Origin of the sequence: Tepidimonas sp., from assembly GCF_046292505.1 — a bacterium.
Taxonomy (GTDB): Bacteria; Pseudomonadota; Gammaproteobacteria; order Burkholderiales; family Burkholderiaceae_C; genus Tepidimonas.
In genome coordinates, this window is sequence record NZ_JBKBQX010000005.1 from 1 (window position 1) to 17060 (window position 17060).

16 protein-coding genes are annotated in these 17060 nt (G+C 70.3%); all 16 read left to right on the top strand.

All coding sequences use genetic code 11. The features are described 5' to 3' along the window. Positions 1–3: 3 nt before the first annotated feature. Complete coding sequence (locus ACK4TH_RS03800; RefSeq protein WP_409623261.1) at positions 4–696, top strand: DUF484 family protein; 693 nt, start codon at positions 4–6, stop codon at positions 694–696. Positions 697–724: 28 nt separating this feature from the next. Further along, positions 725–1756: a tyrosine recombinase XerC gene (locus tag ACK4TH_RS03805; RefSeq protein WP_409622922.1), complete on the top strand. Its 1032-nt coding sequence runs from the start codon at positions 725–727 to the stop codon at positions 1754–1756. Between the two features lie 89 nt (positions 1757–1845). After that, positions 1846–2274 carry a DsrE family protein gene (locus ACK4TH_RS03810; protein ID WP_409622925.1) on the top strand — a complete coding sequence of 143 codons (429 nt, stop codon included), beginning with the start codon at positions 1846–1848 and terminating at the stop codon, positions 2272–2274. A gap of 33 nt (positions 2275–2307) precedes the next feature. Beyond that, complete coding sequence (locus ACK4TH_RS03815) at positions 2308–3492, top strand: class I SAM-dependent rRNA methyltransferase (RefSeq protein WP_409622928.1); 1185 nt, start codon at positions 2308–2310, stop codon at positions 3490–3492. A 38-nt stretch (positions 3493–3530) separates the two neighbouring features. Then, positions 3531–4589, top strand: coding sequence for a CobW family GTP-binding protein (locus tag ACK4TH_RS03820; RefSeq protein ID WP_409622931.1), 1059 nt, complete (start codon positions 3531–3533; stop codon positions 4587–4589). Between the two features lie 176 nt (positions 4590–4765). Continuing rightward, on the top strand, positions 4766–5482 hold the full coding sequence (gene dksA / locus ACK4TH_RS03825; protein ID WP_409622934.1) for an RNA polymerase-binding protein DksA: 717 nt from the start codon (positions 4766–4768) through the stop codon (positions 5480–5482). A gap of 47 nt (positions 5483–5529) precedes the next feature. Then, positions 5530–7275, top strand: coding sequence for an STAS domain-containing protein (locus tag ACK4TH_RS03830; RefSeq protein WP_409622937.1), 1746 nt, complete (start codon positions 5530–5532; stop codon positions 7273–7275). A 2-nt stretch (positions 7276–7277) separates the two neighbouring features. Continuing rightward, entirely contained in the window at positions 7278–7856 is a 579-nt protein-coding gene (gene hslV / locus ACK4TH_RS03835; protein ID WP_409622940.1) for an ATP-dependent protease subunit HslV, read from the top strand. Next, complete coding sequence (hslU, locus tag ACK4TH_RS03840; RefSeq protein ID WP_409622943.1) at positions 7853–9172, top strand: ATP-dependent protease ATPase subunit HslU; 1320 nt, start codon at positions 7853–7855, stop codon at positions 9170–9172. The genes hslV and hslU overlap by 4 nt, the downstream gene beginning before the upstream one ends. A gap of 218 nt (positions 9173–9390) precedes the next feature. Continuing rightward, positions 9391–9819 carry a division/cell wall cluster transcriptional repressor MraZ gene (mraZ, locus tag ACK4TH_RS03845; RefSeq protein WP_409622946.1) on the top strand — a complete coding sequence of 143 codons (429 nt, stop codon included), beginning with the start codon at positions 9391–9393 and terminating at the stop codon, positions 9817–9819. A gap of 16 nt (positions 9820–9835) precedes the next feature. Further along, positions 9836–10810, top strand: a complete 975-nt coding sequence (gene rsmH, locus ACK4TH_RS03850; protein ID WP_409622949.1) for a 16S rRNA (cytosine(1402)-N(4))-methyltransferase RsmH — start codon at positions 9836–9838, stop codon at positions 10808–10810. Next, positions 10807–11100 (top strand): cell division protein FtsL, encoded by a 294-nt coding sequence (gene ftsL, locus ACK4TH_RS03855; RefSeq protein WP_409622952.1) that lies wholly within the window; start codon positions 10807–10809, stop codon positions 11098–11100. The genes rsmH and ftsL overlap by 4 nt, the downstream gene beginning before the upstream one ends. Further along, a complete protein-coding gene (locus tag ACK4TH_RS03860) occupies positions 11097–12863 on the top strand; it encodes a peptidoglycan D,D-transpeptidase FtsI family protein (protein ID WP_409622955.1) in 1767 nt (588 codons plus the stop codon). Before ftsL ends, ACK4TH_RS03860 begins: the two co-directional genes overlap by 4 nt. Further along, the gene (locus ACK4TH_RS03865) at positions 12863–14434 is read left to right on the top strand and encodes a UDP-N-acetylmuramoyl-L-alanyl-D-glutamate--2,6-diaminopimelate ligase (protein ID WP_409622957.1); all 1572 of its coding nucleotides are present in this window, start codon (positions 12863–12865) and stop codon (positions 14432–14434) included. The genes ACK4TH_RS03860 and ACK4TH_RS03865 overlap by 1 nt, the downstream gene beginning before the upstream one ends. Continuing rightward, complete coding sequence (gene murF, locus ACK4TH_RS03870) at positions 14431–15888, top strand: UDP-N-acetylmuramoyl-tripeptide--D-alanyl-D-alanine ligase (RefSeq protein WP_409622960.1); 1458 nt, start codon at positions 14431–14433, stop codon at positions 15886–15888. Before ACK4TH_RS03865 ends, murF begins: the two co-directional genes overlap by 4 nt. Next, positions 15878–17056, top strand: coding sequence for a phospho-N-acetylmuramoyl-pentapeptide-transferase (gene mraY, locus ACK4TH_RS03875; protein ID WP_409622963.1), 1179 nt, complete (start codon positions 15878–15880; stop codon positions 17054–17056). The genes murF and mraY overlap by 11 nt, the downstream gene beginning before the upstream one ends. Positions 17057–17060: the final 4 nt, after the last annotated feature.

Here is a 17060-nt window from a genome sequence, read left to right on the forward strand (position 1 = left end):
CCCTTGAACCCCACCGCCCCGCTGCAGCCCATCACCGAGGACGACATCGCCCAGTTTCTGGTCAACACGCCAGACTTTTTCGAACGCCACGCCGAACTGCTCGCGTCGGTGCAACTGACCAGCCCGCACGTCGGCCGCGCGGTCAGCCTGATGGAGCGGCAGGTCGAGATCCTGCGCGAGCGGCTGCGCCAGCTCGAGCTGCGGGCGGCCGAGATGATTCGCCACGGCCAGGAGAACACCGGCTTGCTCGACCGCCTGCACCGCTGGACCTGCGAATTGCTGGCGGTCAACGACCCGGCCGCGCTGCCCGCCGCCGTCACGGACGGGTTGGCGGCGCGCTTCGACGTGCCGCAGGTCGCCCTGAAGCTGTGGGGGGTGGCCCCGCCGTGGGCGGATGCGCGGTTTGCGCAGGGCGTCAGCGACGATACTCGGGCCTTTGCCACCTCCTTGCGCCAGCCGTTTTGCGGTGCCAACCCCGGGGTAGAACCCGTGCAGTGGCTACCCGATCCCGACGCCGCGGCTTCGCTGGCGCTGCTGCCGCTGCGGCGCGCGCAGGACACGCCAGCCTTTGGGCTGCTCGTGTTGGCCTCGCCCGATACCCGCCGGTTCCAGGCCAGTGCGGGGACCGAGTTTCTGGCCCGTATCGGCGATCAGGCGGCTGCGGCGTTGAGCCGCCTGCTGCCGGCCGCAGACTGATCGGACCCGCGTCGCGCCGGCGCTTGCCATGGATGCGGCGACCGACGATCTGGCGCTGATCGCGGACTATCTGACCCATGTCCGGGTGGAAAAGCGGCTGGCCGCACGCACCCAGGCGCTGTACGCCGAGCATTTGCACGATCTGTACCGCCGTGCGCAGGCCGAGGGCGCCGATCTGAAGGTCGTGACCCCATCCCAGGTGCGCCGCTGGGTGGCGCAATTGCACGCGGCCGGCCGGCAGCCGCGCGGCATTGCCCTGGTGGTGTCGAGCTGGCGCGGGTTCTACGACTGGCTGGGGCGCACAGGGCGCATCGACCGCCACCCCCTACAGGGGGTGCGCCCGCCCAAAGCGGGCAAGCCCCTGCCCAAGGCGCTGGCGGTGGAGGAGGCCCTGCGACTGGTGCACGGCCCGGCGCAGGCCGCGTCCGGTGACCGGATGGCGGAGACGCTCGGTCATGCGCAACGCCGGTGTGACCGGGCCATGGTGGAGCTGCTCTACGGCAGCGGCCTGCGACTGGCGGAGCTGCTGGGGCTGGATGTGCAGCCCGGCCCCCACGCCCGGGGGTGGGTCGATGCCCAGGCGGGCGAGGCCCATGTGTGCGGCAAGGGGGGCAAATGGCGCACGGTGCCCGTCGGCGGTCCGGCCCTGGCAGCGCTGGCCGATTGGCTGTCGGTGCGTGCGCAACTGCTGCGGGTGCCGGACGAGCCGGCGCTCTTTGTCGGCGCGCGCGGCGAGCGGCTCACGCCGCAGGTGGCGCGCCGTCGTCTGGCGGCCTGGGCGGCCGAGGCCGGTGTGGCCGTGCATGTGCACCCCCACATGCTGCGACACAGCTTTGCCAGCCATGTGTTGCAGTCCAGCGGCGACCTGCGTGGTGTGCAGGAGCTGCTGGGCCACGCCAGCATCGCCAGCACCCAGATCTATACGCGGCTCGACTTTCAACACCTCAGCCGGGTGTACGAGGCCGCCCATCCGCGCGCCCGCCGCGGGCCCGGGGCCGCGGCCGGGCCGGGTGCGACAGCGGCCACACCGCCCGCCGCCGCGGATAACCCTGATGGGTAGTCGGGTATCCGCTCGCGCGACAATGGTCACTCGACCGGGAAGCGTCCCAGACCCCCCCGATCCCTGCCACATCGTTAGGAGACTGGCCCATGAAAGCCCTCTGGCGCACCCTCACGCTGTTTTTCGCCTCGCTGGCTTTTGCCGCCGTGGCCCATGCAGCTGATCCCGTCAAGGTCGTCTACCACCTGAGCGAAGGTATTCCCCAGGCATCGCGCGCGGTCCAGAACATCCGCAATCACCTGGCCGCCGATCCGTCGGCCAAGATCGTGGTGGTCACGCACGGGCTGGGCATCGACTTCCTGCTCGAAGGCGCCACCAACCAGATGGAGCAGCCGTTTGCCGGTGCGGTGGCCGATCTGGCCAACCGCGGCATCGAGTTCCGCGTCTGCAACAACACCCTGGTGGCGCGCAAGATCGATGCCGCCAAGTTGGTGCCCGAGGCGAAGATCGTGCCCTCCGGCGTGGCTGAGGTCGCGCGGTTGCAGGCGCGGGAGGGCTTCGTCTACCTGCGGCCCTGAGTCTTGCCGTCCGGGGTGGGACAATCCACCCCCATGAAGACGATCCGACTCAAGGCGGGCAAGGAACGCTCGCTGCTGCGCCATCACCCCTGGGTGTTCGATGGCGCCATCGACCGCGGCCGGGCTGATCCTGGCGAAACCGTGCGGGTGGAGAGCGCCGAGGGGCGTTTTTTGGCATGGGGGGCGTATGCGCCCAGCTCCAAGATTCGGGTGCGCGTCTGGAGCTTCGACGAAGCCGAGCGCATCGATGCCGAATTTTTCGAGCGGCGAGTGCGCGCGGCGCTGGGGTTGCGCGACCGGCTGGCCATCGACAGCGACGGCGTGCGGCTGGTGCACGGCGAGTCCGATGGCCTGCCGGGCCTGGTGGTGGACCGCTATGGAGACACCCTCGTGGCCCAGTTTGGCAGCAGCGGCGCCGAGCGGCACAAGGCCCTGATCGCCGATGCCCTGCTGCGGGTGACGGGCCTGCGGCGCCTGTACGAGCGATCGGATGCGAGCGTGCGGCAGCTCGAGGGCCTGCCGCCAGCGACCGGCTGGCTGCGCGGCGACGGGCCCACCGAATGCGTGATTCACGAAAACGGCTGGCGCCTGAGCCTGGACGTGGCCGAGGGCCACAAGACCGGCTACTACCTGGACCAGCGCGACAGCCGGCGCGCCTGCGCCGAGCTGACACGGCGCTTTGGCTGGGGCGATGTGCTCAACTGCTACAGCTATACGGGCGGCTTCACGGTGGCGGCGCTCGCCGGCGGCGCACGCCATGTGACGTCGATCGACTCCTCCGGCCCGGCGCTGGAGCGCGCGCGGCGCAACGTGGCGCTCAACGGCTTCGACGCGGCGCGTTGCACCTTTCTGGACGCGGACGTCAACGCCAGCCTGCGCGCCTTCTGGGCCGAGGGGCGGCGCTTCGACGCCATCGTGCTCGATCCGCCGAAGCTGGCGCCATCCGCGGCGCACCTGGAGCGCGCCGCGCGCGCCTACAAGGACGTCAACCGGCTGGGCTTCAAGCTGCTCCAGCCCGGCGGTGTCTTGTTCACCTACTCGTGCTCCGGCGCGGTCGGGGTGGAGCTGTTTCAGAAAATCGTCGCCAGCGCCGCGCACGAGGCGGGTGTGGAGGCGACCATCCTGGCCCGCCACGGCGGCGCACCCGATCACCCGACGGGCCTGGCCTTCCCGGAGGGCGAGTACCTCAAGGGCCTGGTGGTCTGGCGCCGGCCCTGACGGCGCCCAGGCCTTGACAGTCCCCCTACACTGATGCCATGGCACTCATTCCTGCAACCATCCTGACCGGCTTCCTCGGCTCGGGCAAAACCACGCTGCTCAAGCGCGTCCTGACCGAAGCGCACGGGCAGCGTATCGCCGTCATCGAAAACGAGTTCGGCGAGGAAAACATCGACAACGACATCCTGGTGGCCGACACCGAGGAGCAGATCATCCAGATGAGCAACGGCTGCGTCTGCTGCACCATCCGCGAGGACCTGCGCAGCACGCTGTCGCTGCTGGCGGCCAAGCGGCGCAAGGGGCTGCTGGCGTTCGACCGCGTGGTCATCGAGACCACGGGCCTGGCGGACCCGGGGCCGGTGGCGCAGACCTTCTTCATGGACGACGAGGTGGCCGAGAGCTTTTTGCTCGATTCGATCGTGACGCTGGTGGATGCCAAGCATGCCCAGCAGCAGCTCGACGACCGGCAGGAGGCGCGCCGCCAAGTCGGCTTCGCCGACCAGATCTTCATCAGCAAGGCCGATCTGGTGTCGGCCGACGAACTCGACGCGCTGATCCATCGCCTCAAGCACATGAACCCGCGCGCGCCGATCGAAACCGTGCACTTCGGCCAGGTGGCGCTGGACAAGGTGCTGGATCTGAGGGGCTTCAATCTGAACGCCAAGCTCGACATCGATCCGGACTTCCTGAAGGCGGACGTTCACGATCACCACGACCACAGCCATTGCGACCACGACCACGGGCACTGCGCGCACGACCACGATCACGGGCACGGCCATGCCCGGCACCACCACCACGACGACGATGTCCAGAGCTTCGTTTGGCGCAGCGAGCGACCGTTCGACCCGCACAAGCTGGAGGACTTCCTGGGCGCGGTGGTGCAGGTCTGGGGGCCGAAGCTGCTGCGCTACAAGGGCGTGCTGCACATGCAGGGCACCGACCGCAAGGTGATCTTTCAGGGGGTGCACCAGCTCATGGGCAGCGATCTGGGGCCGGTGTGGAAGCCCCACGAAAAGCGCGAGAGCAAGATGGTGTTCATCGGCATCGACCTGCCGCGCGACATTCTGACGCAGGGGCTGGAGCAGTCGCTGGCCTGAGCCGGGTGTGCCTCGGCCGCAACGCCCGCATCGGCCGTGCGGGGTGGCATCGACGACTGCGCCGATGACTGCGCTTACAATCGGCCCCCAATTCGGACGGGTGCGCCCCCGCGACAGGGAGGTTGCGGGCCGCCGCCGCAGCGCGGCAGCACCCGGCCAGCCAGAGGAGATGCGCCGTGAAGAACCGTCCGCCGTCGAGCGGGGCACCGTCCCCCGATGCCGGTTCCAACCTCCCGCCCGCCGCGGCCGGAGGCGACGACAAGGCGCGCGCGGCCCGCAAACCCTCCGCCGCGGCTGCCCGCCGCGCCGAGAAGGCGGCCATGCATGCGCAGACCACCGAAGCCGTCGCGCCGACCCACGATCCGCATGCGGCCAAGGCCAGTTACTCACCCGAACCCGTCATGACCACGACCGCCACGCCCACAGCTGCCGCGCTGCGCAAAGACCCCGCACGAGCCGATAACTGGAAGAAGCTGCCCCTGGAGCAGCTCACGGACGCCGACATCCTGGCCATGCCGGATGCGGAGTACATGAACGACGTCCAGTTGGCCTACTTCCGGCGCAAGCTGCAGGCGCTCAAGCAAGACATCTTGAACAACGCCGGCGAGACGACCGAGCATCTGCGCGAGGACACCGTGGTCGTGCCCGATCCGGCCGATCGCGCCACGATCGAAGAAGAGCACGCCCTGGAGCTGCGCACGCGCGACCGCGAGCGCAAGCTGCTCAAAAAGATCGAACAGTCGCTGGCGCGCATCGACAGCGGCGACTACGGCTATTGCGAAGAAACCGGCGAGCCCATCGGCGTGGGCCGCTTGCTGGCGCGGCCGACCGCCAGCCTGTCGATCGAGGCCCAGCAGCGCCGCGAGCTCAAGCAAAAGCTGTTCGGCGACTGAGCCCTTGCGCGGCCCCGCGGGGCCGGCACTCTGCCCCATCCGCCACCATGTCCGCCCCGTCAATCCCCCCGGACAGCGGTGGCTGGTGGAGCCGAGTCTGGCGGCGGCTGCGCGCCGAGGGCTCGGAGGACGGCGCCGTTCGCGGCTTGGACGAGGAACGGCGGGCCCTGAAAGCGGCGATCCTGCGCAAGCGCCGCAACGACCGGGTGCGCTACAACGAACTCAATGAGCTGCGGGAGTGGATCCGCGCCCAGCGCGCCGCCGCTGCGCCGGCCGACACCCAGCTCGCCAGCCCACCCAGCCTGCCTGGTTCCGGTGGCGCGCGCAGCGGGTGGCCCCGTCGCGGGCCGGACAAGTCGCGCACCATCGAGCAGATCGCGCGCATCGAGGCGCAGATGGCGCAGCACTGGACGCCACGCGCGGCCGAGTCCTCAGGCCTGCGCATCGGCGCACCGGCGCCCCCCTCCGCCGGCCCGATCGTCAGCCGCCACCTGCAGGCGCGCGCCGATGGCTTTGGCATGAGCATCGAGCTGGTGACGGCCGAGCCGTCCACGCAGGCGGCCGAGCCGCAGGCGCTGCTCCCCCATCCCGCGTTGACCGAGGCGGCCGTCCGTTTTGCCAATGGCCGGCTGGACGAGGCGCGGCAGGTGCTGGAGACGGTGCAGGCCCAGGAGGTGCGAACGCCGCTGGCCCGCCTGGCCGGCTTGATGTTGCTGGACATGTTGTGGGCCGCCGGCGACGTGGAGGGCTTCGAGGAATGGGCCGCCGAATGGGCCGACCGGTTTCGGCAGCCCGTCCCGCGCTGGCCGGTGGTGCGGCCGCCGCCAGCCCCCACCGAGGAGGTGCCAGGAGCCACAGTGACCGTTGCCTGGCACACCTGGGTCTGTCCACCCCTGCTGAATGCGGCGGCGGTGATGGTGTTGGCGACGCTGGCCGAGCGCGGCGATGGGGTCCCGTGGCTCGATTGGTCGGACCTGCTGTCGGCCGATGTCGAGGCTGCCGAACGTCTGGCCGCCCTGTTCGAGCGCTGGGCCGATCAGCCGCTGACGTTGCGCTGGCGGGGCGGCGCCGTGCTGCGGCGGCGTTTGAAGGCCAGCACCCCGTCCGGGCGGCGGGAGAACTCCCCCGTGTGGTGGCGCCTGCGCCTGGCGGCGCTGCGCCTGATGGGGCGGCGCGACGAGTTCGATTTGGTCGCGCTGGACTACTGCGTCACCTACGGCGAGTTGCCGCCGACATGGCACGACCCGGTGGCCCACGTCGAGCCGGCCGAGGTGTTGCCCGAGACGCCCCCGGCCGCCGCGCCCTCGGCCGCGTCCCCCACCGAGGGGCCGCCCGAGCCCGCGCCCGCCGAATCGACGCTGGCATGGCCCGAGGTCGTCAGCTCGGTGACGGCCGGCGAGTCCGAGTTCCCCGCCGTACCGACCCAAATGGCGGGCTGGTCGGTCCAGACCCAGACGGGCGAGGCGGGGCCGGCGGTCCACCTGGAGGGCGTTTTGCAGGGCGACATGGCCCAGGCGCTCCAGGCGCTCGATGCCGCCGTGGAGGATGTCGCGCCCCGGACCTCATCGCCGGGGGAGGGTGCGGTCTCGCCGCCGAGCCGCGTGCTCGTCATCGACGTACGGCGGCTGCAGCGCGTCGATTTTGCGGCTGCCGGGGCCATGCTGCAGTGGCTGCTCGCCGCGCGCGGGCGGGGCGTGCGGGTCGAGCTGGACGGCGTCAACCACCTGCTGGCCGCGTTGTTCCATGTGGTGGGCATCGACGAGGTCGCCACCGTCCGGCTGCGACAATACTGACCATGGAACGAGAATCCTCTGCCGGTGCCGTCTTTCACGGCACCACGATCGTTTGTGTCCGTCGTCCCGATCCCGTGGAGCCGGGGCGGTTTCAGGTCGCCATGGGCGGCGACGGCCAAGTGACGCTGGGCGCCATCGTCGTCAAGGCCAGCGCGCGCAAGATCCGCCGGCTGTACCGCGACCAGGTGCTGGCGGGCTTTGCCGGCGCCACGGCCGATGCCTTCACGCTGTTCGAGCGCTTCGAGGCCAAGCTGGAAAAGCACCAGGGCCACCTGGTGCGGGCGGCGGTGGAGCTGACCAAGGACTGGCGCACCGACCGCGTGCTGCGCCGGCTGGAGGCGATGCTGGCGGTGGCCGACCGCGACACGAGCCTCATCATCACCGGCAACGGTGACGTGCTGGAGCCGGAGCACGGCATCGTGGCGATCGGCTCCGGCGGCGCCTACGCCCAGGCCGCCGCGCGCGCGCTGCTGGCGCACACCGCGCTTTCGGCCGAGGCCGTGGTGCGCGAGGCGCTGCGCATCGCCGGCGATCTGTGCATCTACACCAACCAACACCACACCGTGGAGGTGCTGGCATGAGCGCCGCGATGACGCCGCAGGAGATCGTCTCCGAGCTGGATGCCCACATCATCGGCCAGCAGGCCGCCAAGCGCGCGGTGGCCATCGCGCTGCGCAACCGCTGGCGCCGCCAGCAGGTCGACGCCAAGCTGCGGCCCGAGATCACGCCGAAGAACATCTTGATGATCGGGCCGACCGGGGTCGGCAAGACCGAGATCGCGCGCCGGCTGGCCAAGCTCGCCCACGCGCCGTTCCTCAAGGTCGAGGCGACCAAGTTCACCGAGGTCGGCTACGTCGGCAAGGATGTGGACAGCATCATCCGCGATCTGGCCGACGTGGCCGTCAAGCAGACGCGCGAGGCGGCGATGGCGCGGGTGCGCACGCGCGCCGAGGACGTGGCCGAGGAGCGCATCCTGGATGCGCTGCTGCCGCCGCCGCGCGACGGCGACGTCGAGCGCGACGGCCACGCGCGCCAGGTGTTCCGCAAGAAGCTGCGCGAGGGTCAGCTCGACGACAAGGAGATCGAGATCGAGGTGGCCGCGCCGCAGCCGCAGCTGGAGGTGATGACCCCGGCCGGCATGGAGGAGATGGCCGAGCAGCTGCGCGGCCTGTTCGGCCAGCTCAACCTCGGCCGGCGCAAGACGCGCAAGCTGCGCATCGCCGAGGCGCGCCGCCTGCTCGTCGAGGAGGAAGCCGCCAAGCTCGTCAACGAGGAGGAGATCCGCGCCGAGGCGATCCAGAACCTGGAGCAAAACGGCATCGTCTTCATCGACGAGATCGACAAGGTGGCCTCGCGCAGCGACGTGGCCGGCGCCGACGTCTCGCGCCAGGGCGTGCAGCGCGACCTGCTGCCGCTGGTGGAGGGCACCACCGTCTCGACCAAGTACGGCCCGGTCAAGACCGACCACATCCTGTTCATCGCCAGCGGCGCCTTCCATCTGAGCAAGCCCAGCGACCTGATCCCGGAGCTGCAGGGACGCTTTCCGATCCGGGTGGAGCTGCAGCCGCTGTCGGTGCAGGACTTCGAGGCGATCCTGACGCAGACGCACGCCAGCCTCGTGCGCCAGTACCAGGCGCTGCTGGCCACCGAGGGGGTGACGCTCGCCTTCACCGACGACGGCATCCGCCGCATCGCCGCCATCGCCTGGGAGGTCAACGAACGCACCGAAAACATCGGTGCGCGGCGCCTGGCCACGGTGATGGAGCGGCTGCTCGACGAGGTCAGCTTCGAAGCGTCCCGCCACGCCGGACAAACCGTCACGATCGACGTGGCCTACGTGGACGAGCGGCTGGCTGCGCTGGCGCGCAACGAGGATCTGTCGCGCTTCATCCTTTGACGGGGGTCACTCCTCAGGTGCTGCTTTCAAGCTGTTTTACAAGCGCTTGATTTTGCGAGTGTTTTGAAGGCCGATTTGCACTGCAAATCGGCCTTAAGTCTTTGATTTCACACGAAAAAAGGCGATGACCGGCTTGTGATGCACCGGCGTTTGGTGCTACAGTGGGAACTAGTGCAAAAAAGTGGTGAAAAGTGGTTCCCTTTCGTCGGATCTGACCCGTGTTCCAAGGCGCCTCGTCCCTCAGTCTCGATGCCAAAGGCCGGCTCTCGGTGCCGACCCGGCATCGGGACGTCCTGAGCGCGACCGCGGCGGGCCAGCTCACCATCACCAAGCATCCGCACGGCTGTCTGATGATTTTTCCGCGCCCGGAGTGGGAGGCGTTTCGCCAACGCATCGCGCAGCTGCCGATGTCGGCCCAGTGGTGGAAGCGCATCTTCCTCGGCAATGCGCAGGACGTGGAGATGGACGCCCAGGGCCGGGTGCTGGTCGCCCCGGAGCTGCGCGCCGCCGCCGGCATCACCAAGGAGGCGATGCTGCTGGGCATGGGCAACCACTTCGAGCTGTGGGACGCCGCCACCTACGCGGCCCAGGAGGCCGAGGCGATGCGCGGCGAGATGCCCGAGGCCTTCCAGGACTTTTCTTTCTGAGGGCTGGGCGGTGCAGATGACCTACCCCCATCGCACCGTCCTGTTGAACGAAGCGGTCGAGGCCCTTCAGATCCAACCGGACGGACACTACATCGACGCCACCTTCGGCCGCGGCGGCCACAGCCGCGCGATCCTGGCGCGCCTGTCGCCGGCAGGGCGCCTGACGGTGTTCGACAAAGACCCCCAGGCGATTGCGGTGGCGCAAGCGCTGGCGGCGCAGGACGCGCGCGTGGCGGTGCGGCACGAGGGCTTTGCGGCCCTGGGCACGCTGCCGCCGGCCAGCGCGGACGGGCTGCTGATGGATCTGGGGGTCAGCTCGCCGCAACTGGACGATCCGGCGCGCGGCTTTTCCTTCCGCCACGACGGCCCGCTGGACATGCGCATGGACCCCACGCGCGGCACGAGCGCTGCCGAGTGGCTGGCCACGGCCTCGGTGGCCGAGATGACGGAGGTGATTCGTGACTACGGCGAAGAGCGGTTTGCTGCATCGATTGCAAAGGCGATTGATCGTCGCCGACAGGAACGGGGGCCTGTTCGAACCACCGCCGAGCTGGCCGAAATCGTGGCTGGCGCGGTCAAAACCCGCGAGCCGGGCAAGGACCCTGCAACGCGCACATTTCAGGCTGTTCGGATTCACGTCAACGCCGAGCTTGAAGAGCTGCAACAGGCGCTCGACGCCAGCCTGAGCGTGCTGCGCCCGGGTGGGCGGCTGGTGGTGATCAGCTTCCACTCTCTGGAGGACCGGATGGTCAAGCAGTTCATGGCCCGGCACGCCCGGCCGGCCGTGGACCGGCGCGCGCCGATGCTTGAGCCGCCGCCGCCCCTGCTCGCGCACGTTTCACGCACCATGCCCGGCGCGGCCGAGGTCGAAGCCAACCCACGCGCGCGCAGCGCGGTGATGCGCGCCGCGACCCGCACCGCCGCCCCGCTGGCCGCGCGCGCCGTGGGGCATGCTGGGGTCGCGGGGTCGGCGGGGAGGCGGCGGCTATGACGCGTCTGAACCTCGCCCTCCTGCTGGCCGTGCTGGCCAGCAGCTTTTACTTGGTGACGCTGCAATACGAATCCCGGCGCCTGTATGTGGCCAACGAGCGCGCGCGCGCGCAGGCCGGCCGGTTGGCGGCGGATCACGAGCGATTGGTGGCCCAGCAGCGCGCCCAGGCCGCCCCGTCGCGGGTGCAGCACATCGCCCAGCGCCAGTTGCAGATGCGCCCGGCCCACCCCGGCATCACCGAGTATGTGGCCCTGTCGTCGACCGAAGTCGCTCCAGGAGGCCGCCCATGAGTCGCCGGCCCGCCACGGCGCCCGTGTCCGCGCGCAGCATCCCCTACGGCAGCAGCCCGCTGCTGACCAGCGCGACGCCGGTCTGGCGCAGCCGCTTCATCGTCGGGATGCTGGCGCTGGCCTTCGTCGGGCTGGCGGCGCGCGCGGCCTATGTGCAGGTGATCGGCAACGACTTCTTCCAGCGCCAGGGCGAGGTTCGCTACGCGCGCACGCTGGAGCTGCCGGCCAGCCGCGGGCGCATTCTGGATCGCAATGGCATGATCCTGGCCACCAGCGTGGTGGCGCAGAGCGTCTGGGCCGATCCCGAGGATGTGGATCGCAATCACCCCGGGCTGCGCGACGCCGCGCGGCTGCTGGGCATGCCGCTGGCCGAGCTGCAGCGTCGGCTGGACGTGGGCGAGAAAAACTTCGTCTGGATCAAGCGCCAGGTGGACGAGCCCGTGGCGCGCCAGGTGCAGGCGCTGGGCATCAAGGGCCTGTACCTGCGCAAGGAGTACAAGCGGCAGTATCCCCAGGGCGAAGCCGTCGCGCACGTGGTCGGCTTCACCAACGTCGAGGACCGGGGGCAGGAGGGGGTGGAGCTGGCGTTCGAGCGCGAACTGCTCGGCCGACCCGGATCGCGCCGGGTCATCAAGGACCGCCTGGGCCGCATCGTCGAGGATGTGCGCGACATCGTGCCGCCGGTGGATGGCAAGGACCTGCAGCTCTCCATCGACGGCAAGATCCAGTTTTTTGCCTACCAGCGCCTGAAGGAGGCGGTGCAGCAGCACAACGCGCGCGGCGGCAGCGCGGTGGTGCTGGATGCGGTGAGCGGCGAAGTGCTGGCGCTGGCCAACTACCCCAGCTACAACCCCAACGACCGCCGCAACCTCACCGGCGAGCAGTTGCGCAACCGGGCACTGACCGACAGCTTCGAGCCGGGCTCGACCATGAAGCCCTTCATCGCCGCCCTGGCCCTCGACAAGGGACTGGTCACCCCCGAGACGCCGATCCAGACCGCGCCGGGCCGGTTGCAAATGGGTGGGTTCACCATCTCGGACGTGCACGCCTACGGGGTGCTGACCGTCAACGAGGTGATCCAGAAGTCCAGCAACGTCGGCACCGTCAAGATGGCGATGCAGATGCAGCCGCGCGACATGTGGGAGACCTACACGCGCGCGGGCTTCGGGCACAAGCCGCAGGTGCCCTTCCCCGGCGCGACCAGCGGCCGGCTGCGCGCCTACAAGACCTGGCGGCCGATCGAGCAGGCGACCATGAGCTACGGCTACGGCCTGTCGGTGTCGCTGTTGCAACTGGCCCAGGCGTACACGGTGTTTGCCCGCGACGGCGAGTTGGTCCCGATCACGCTGATGCGCACCGACCAACCCGCGCACGGCGTGCGCGTGTTCAGCGAACGCAACGCCCTGGCCGTGCGGCGCATGCTGCACATGGCCGCGGGGCCCGGGGGCACGGCCCAACTGGCGCAGACGGTCGGCTACTCGGTCGGGGGCAAGACCGGCACCGCCCGCAAGCAGGAGGGCAAGGGCTATGCGGCGCGCAAATACCGCAGTTTTTTCGTCGGACTGGCGCCGGTGGATCAGCCGAGGGTGGTCATCGCCGTGATGGTGGACGAGCCGGGCAACGGCTTCATCTACGGCGGGGCGGTGTCCGCGCCGGTGTTTTCGGACGTGGCGCAGCAGACGCTGCGTCTGCTCGGCGTGCCGCCCGACATGCGGGTGCAGCCGCAGATCGTCGCCGACGTGATCGAGGAGGAGCCGGTCTGATGGCACCGTCCTTCGCCTCCCTCGACGCTCTGGTGGCGTGGCTGCGCGAGCGCGGCGCCACCGGGCTGTGCGCGGACAGCCGTCAGATCCGTCCCGGCGATGCGTTCGTCGCATGGCCGGGCACCGTGGCCGATGCCCGGCGCTTCGTGCGCGCGGCCCTCGAGGCCGGTGCCGTCGCCGCCGTCGTGGAGGCGCAGGGGCTGGCCGGCTGGCTGAGCGCCCACCCCGATGCGGCCTTCGACCTCGCCCGAGCCGATGCCCCCTCCAGCCCGGCGCGGGTGGCGGCCTATGCCGGCCTGCGCGCGGCGGCGGGGCCGCTGGCCAGCGCGTTCTGGCGCGCGCCCAGCCGCGCGCTGGACCTGATCGCCGTGACCGGGACCAATGGCAAGACCTCGACCGCATGGTGGACGGCGCAATGGCTGCAGGCGGCTGGCGTCGGCGCCGGCCTGATCGGCACGCTCGGCATCGGTCGGCCGGGCGCGGCTCTGGTGCCGACCGGTTTGACCACCCCCGATCCCGTGACGCTGCAGCGCGCGCTGCGTACCTTTGCCGACGATGGCCTGCGGGCGGTGGTGCTGGAGGCGTCCTCCATCGGCATCGAGGAAGGGCGGCTGGACGGTGCCCGTGTCCACACGGCCATCTTCACCAACCTGACGCAGGACCACCTGGACTACCACGGCACCATGGAGGCCTATTGGGCCGCCAAGCGGCGCCTGTTCGACTGGCCGGGCCTGCAGGTGGCGGCGCTGTGTGTGGATGATCCCTACGGGCGGGAGTTGGCGCAGACGCTGGCCGCGCGTCCGGCGGATGGGGGGCTGGACCTCTGGACCTATGCCACCGATCCGGCAGCGACGGATGCCCGCCTGCGCCTGCTGGCGCGCGAATGGCTGCCCAACGGGGCCCGCTTCACGGTTGCCGAAGGCACCACCCACACCACGTTCGAATGGCCGGTGGTCGGGGACTACAACCTGGGCAACCTGCTGGCCGCCATGGCGGTGTTGCGCAGCCGAGGGCTGCCGTGGTCGGCCATCGTGGACGCCAGCCACGGGTTGACGCCCGTCCCCGGCCGCATGCAGTCGGCGTGGGGGATGACCGATGGCCCTGCCGACGGCCTGCCGCTGGTGCTGGTCGATTACGCCCACACCCCGGATGCGGTGGACAAGGCGCTGCAGGCCCTGCGCCCCCTGGCTGCGCGCCGCGGTGGGCGGTTGTGGTGCGTGCTGGGCTGCGGGGGCGACCGCGACCCCGGCAAGCGTCCGCTGATGGCCGCTGCTGCCGAGCAGGGGGCGGACCGCGTGGTGTTGACCAGCGACAACCCGCGCAGTGAGGACCCGCTGCAGATCCTGGCCCAGATGCAGGTCGGCTTGGTGGCGCCAGCGCGTGCCTGGATCGAGCCGGATCGGGCCGCCGCCATCGACCGCGCCGTGCGCGAAGCCCAGGCCTGTGACGTGGTGCTGCTGGCCGGCAAAGGGCACGAGGACTATCAGGAGATCGCCGGCGTGCGCCGGCCGTTTTCCGATCTCGACCACGCGCGCGCCGCGTTGCGCCGGCGCCGGGAGGCAGACGCATGACAGCCCCCCAGACCCCTCTGGATCGGCTGCCGATGGACGGCCTGGGTCCCCTGCTGGCCGCTTTGCCGGGCGCGCGCGCCGTCGGCGACCTGGGGGCGCTGGCTCCGCAACGGGTGCACACCGACACCCGCACCCTGCAACCCGGCGATCTGTTCGTCGCGCTGCGTGGCGAACGTTTCGACGCGCACGACTTTTTGCCGCAGGCGGCCACCGCCGGCGCCATCGGGGCGGTGGCGCAGCGGGGCTTGGCCGCGGCCGGGCTGCCCGGGGTGGAGGTGCCGGACAGCCGCCTGGCCCTGGGTCAGTTGGCCGCCGCGTGGCGCGCCCGCTGGCACGGCCCGCTCATCGCCGTCACCGGCAGCAACGGCAAAACCACCGTCACGCAGATGACGGCGGCCATTTTGCGCGCGGCGGTGGGCGACGAGGCCCTGGCCACCCAGGGCAACCTGAACAACGACATCGGTCTGCCGCTGACCCTGCTGCGTCTGCGCCCCTTGCACCGGCTGGCGGTGGTCGAACTGGGCATGAACCACCCGGGCGAGATCGCCCAGCTGGCCGCGATGGCCCGGCCCACGGTGGCCCTGGTCAACAATGCCCAGCGCGAACACCAGGAATTCATGGCCAGTGTGGAGGCCGTGGCCCGCGAAAACGGCACCGTGCTGGCTGCCTTGCCGGCCGAGGGTACCGCGGTGTTCCCGGCCGACGATACGTTCACGCCGCTGTGGCGCACGCTGGCGGCGGGCCGCGAGACGCTGACGTTTGGTGCGGCTGGGGCCGACGTATCCGCGCAGGCGGACTGGGTGGACGGGGCCTGGGCGCTGCGCGTGACCACGCCGGTCGGGGTATTCGACACCCGGCTGCGCATCGCCGGCCGCCACCATGTGCGCAACGCCCTGGCGGCCACGGCCTGCGCGCTGGCGGCCGGGGTGGCGCTGGACGCGATCGCGGCGGGGCTGGCCGCCTTCGAGCCCGTGACGGGCCGCTGCCGCACCCAGTCGCTGCGGTTGACCGGCGCCGCCTGGACCGTGGTGGACGACAGCTACAACGCCAACCCCGACTCGGTGCGCGCGGCCATCGATGTGCTGGCCGAACTGCCCGGGCCGCGCTGGCTGCTGCTGGGCGACATGGGCGAGGTGGGCGACCAGGCGCTGACCTTCCATGAGGAGGTGCTGCGCCACGCGCTCGCGTGCGGAATCGACCGCATCTGGCTGGCGGGCGACTGGATGGGGCGCGCGGCGGCCGCCGTGTCCGCCACCCACTCCACCGCGCCGGTGTCGGTGCGGCATTTCGCCTCGGTGGAGGCCCTGCTGACCGCCTTGCCCGCGGCCGTGCCGTCCGGCGGGGGCAGCCTGCTGGTCAAGGGATCGCGCTTCATGCGCATGGAGCGGGTGGTCGCCGCCTGCGAGGCGCTGGCGCGCGCCACGAATGGGGAGGGCTCGACGCATGTTGCCTAGTCTGGCGCAGTGGTTGCAGGGCGTCTGGCCCGAGCTGGGTTTTCTGCGCGTCTTTCAGTACCTGACCTTTCGCGCCGTCATGGCCGCGATGACCGCCTTGCTGGTCGGCGTGGCGGCCGGGCCGTGGTTCATCCGGCGCCTGACCGCGCTCAAGATCGGCCAGCCGGTGCGCGCCTACGGCGTGCAGGCCCACCTGAGCAAGAGCGGCACCCCGACCATGGGTGGGGTGCTGATCCTGTTTGCCATTACGGTCTCGACGCTGCTGTGGTTCGAGTGGTCGAACCGCTTCGTCTGGGTGGTGCTGGCCGTCACCTGGGCCATGGGGGCGATCGGCTGGGTGGACGACTGGCGCAAGGTGGTGCGCAAAGATCCCGAGGGGATGCGCTCGCGCGAGAAGTACTTCTGGCAATCCGTCATCGGACTGGTGGCGGCGTTCTATTTGGTGTTCGCCATCTCGGAGGGGTCGAACGCCGGGGTGTGGACGTTGTTCATCGACTGGATCGGCTCCGGCTTCACCATCGATCTGCCGCAGCAGGCGGGCCTGATGGTGCCGTTTTTCAAGGAAATCAGTTATCCCCTGGGCGTGACGGGTTTCGTCCTTCTGACGTATCTGGTCATCGTGGGCGCGAGCAATGCGGTCAATCTGACCGACGGCCTGGACGGGCTGGCGATCATGCCGGTGGTGATGGTGGGCTCGGCGCTCGGGGTGTTTGCCTATGTGACGGGCAACGCGGTCTTCGCGCGCTATCTGCTCGTGCCCTTCATCCCCGGCACGGGGGAGGTGTTGGTGTTCTGCGCCGCCATGGCGGGCGCAGGGCTGGCGTTCCTGTGGTTCAACGCCTATCCGGCGCAGGTCTTCATGGGGGACGTGGGGGCGCTGGCCCTGGGTGGAGCGCTGGGCACCATCGCCGTCATCGTGCGGCAGGAGATCGTGCTGGCCATCATGGGCGGCATTTTCGTCGTCGAGGCGCTGTCCGTGATGCTGCAGGTGGGCTGGTTCAAGTACACCAAGCGCCGCTACGGCGAGGGACGCCGTCTGCTGAAGATGGCGCCGCTGCACCACCATTTCGAGAAGTCCGGCTGGCGCGAGACCCAGGTGGTGGTGCGCTTCTGGATCATCACCATGCTGCTGTGCCTGATCGGCCTGTCCACGCTCAAACTGCGGTGACCCC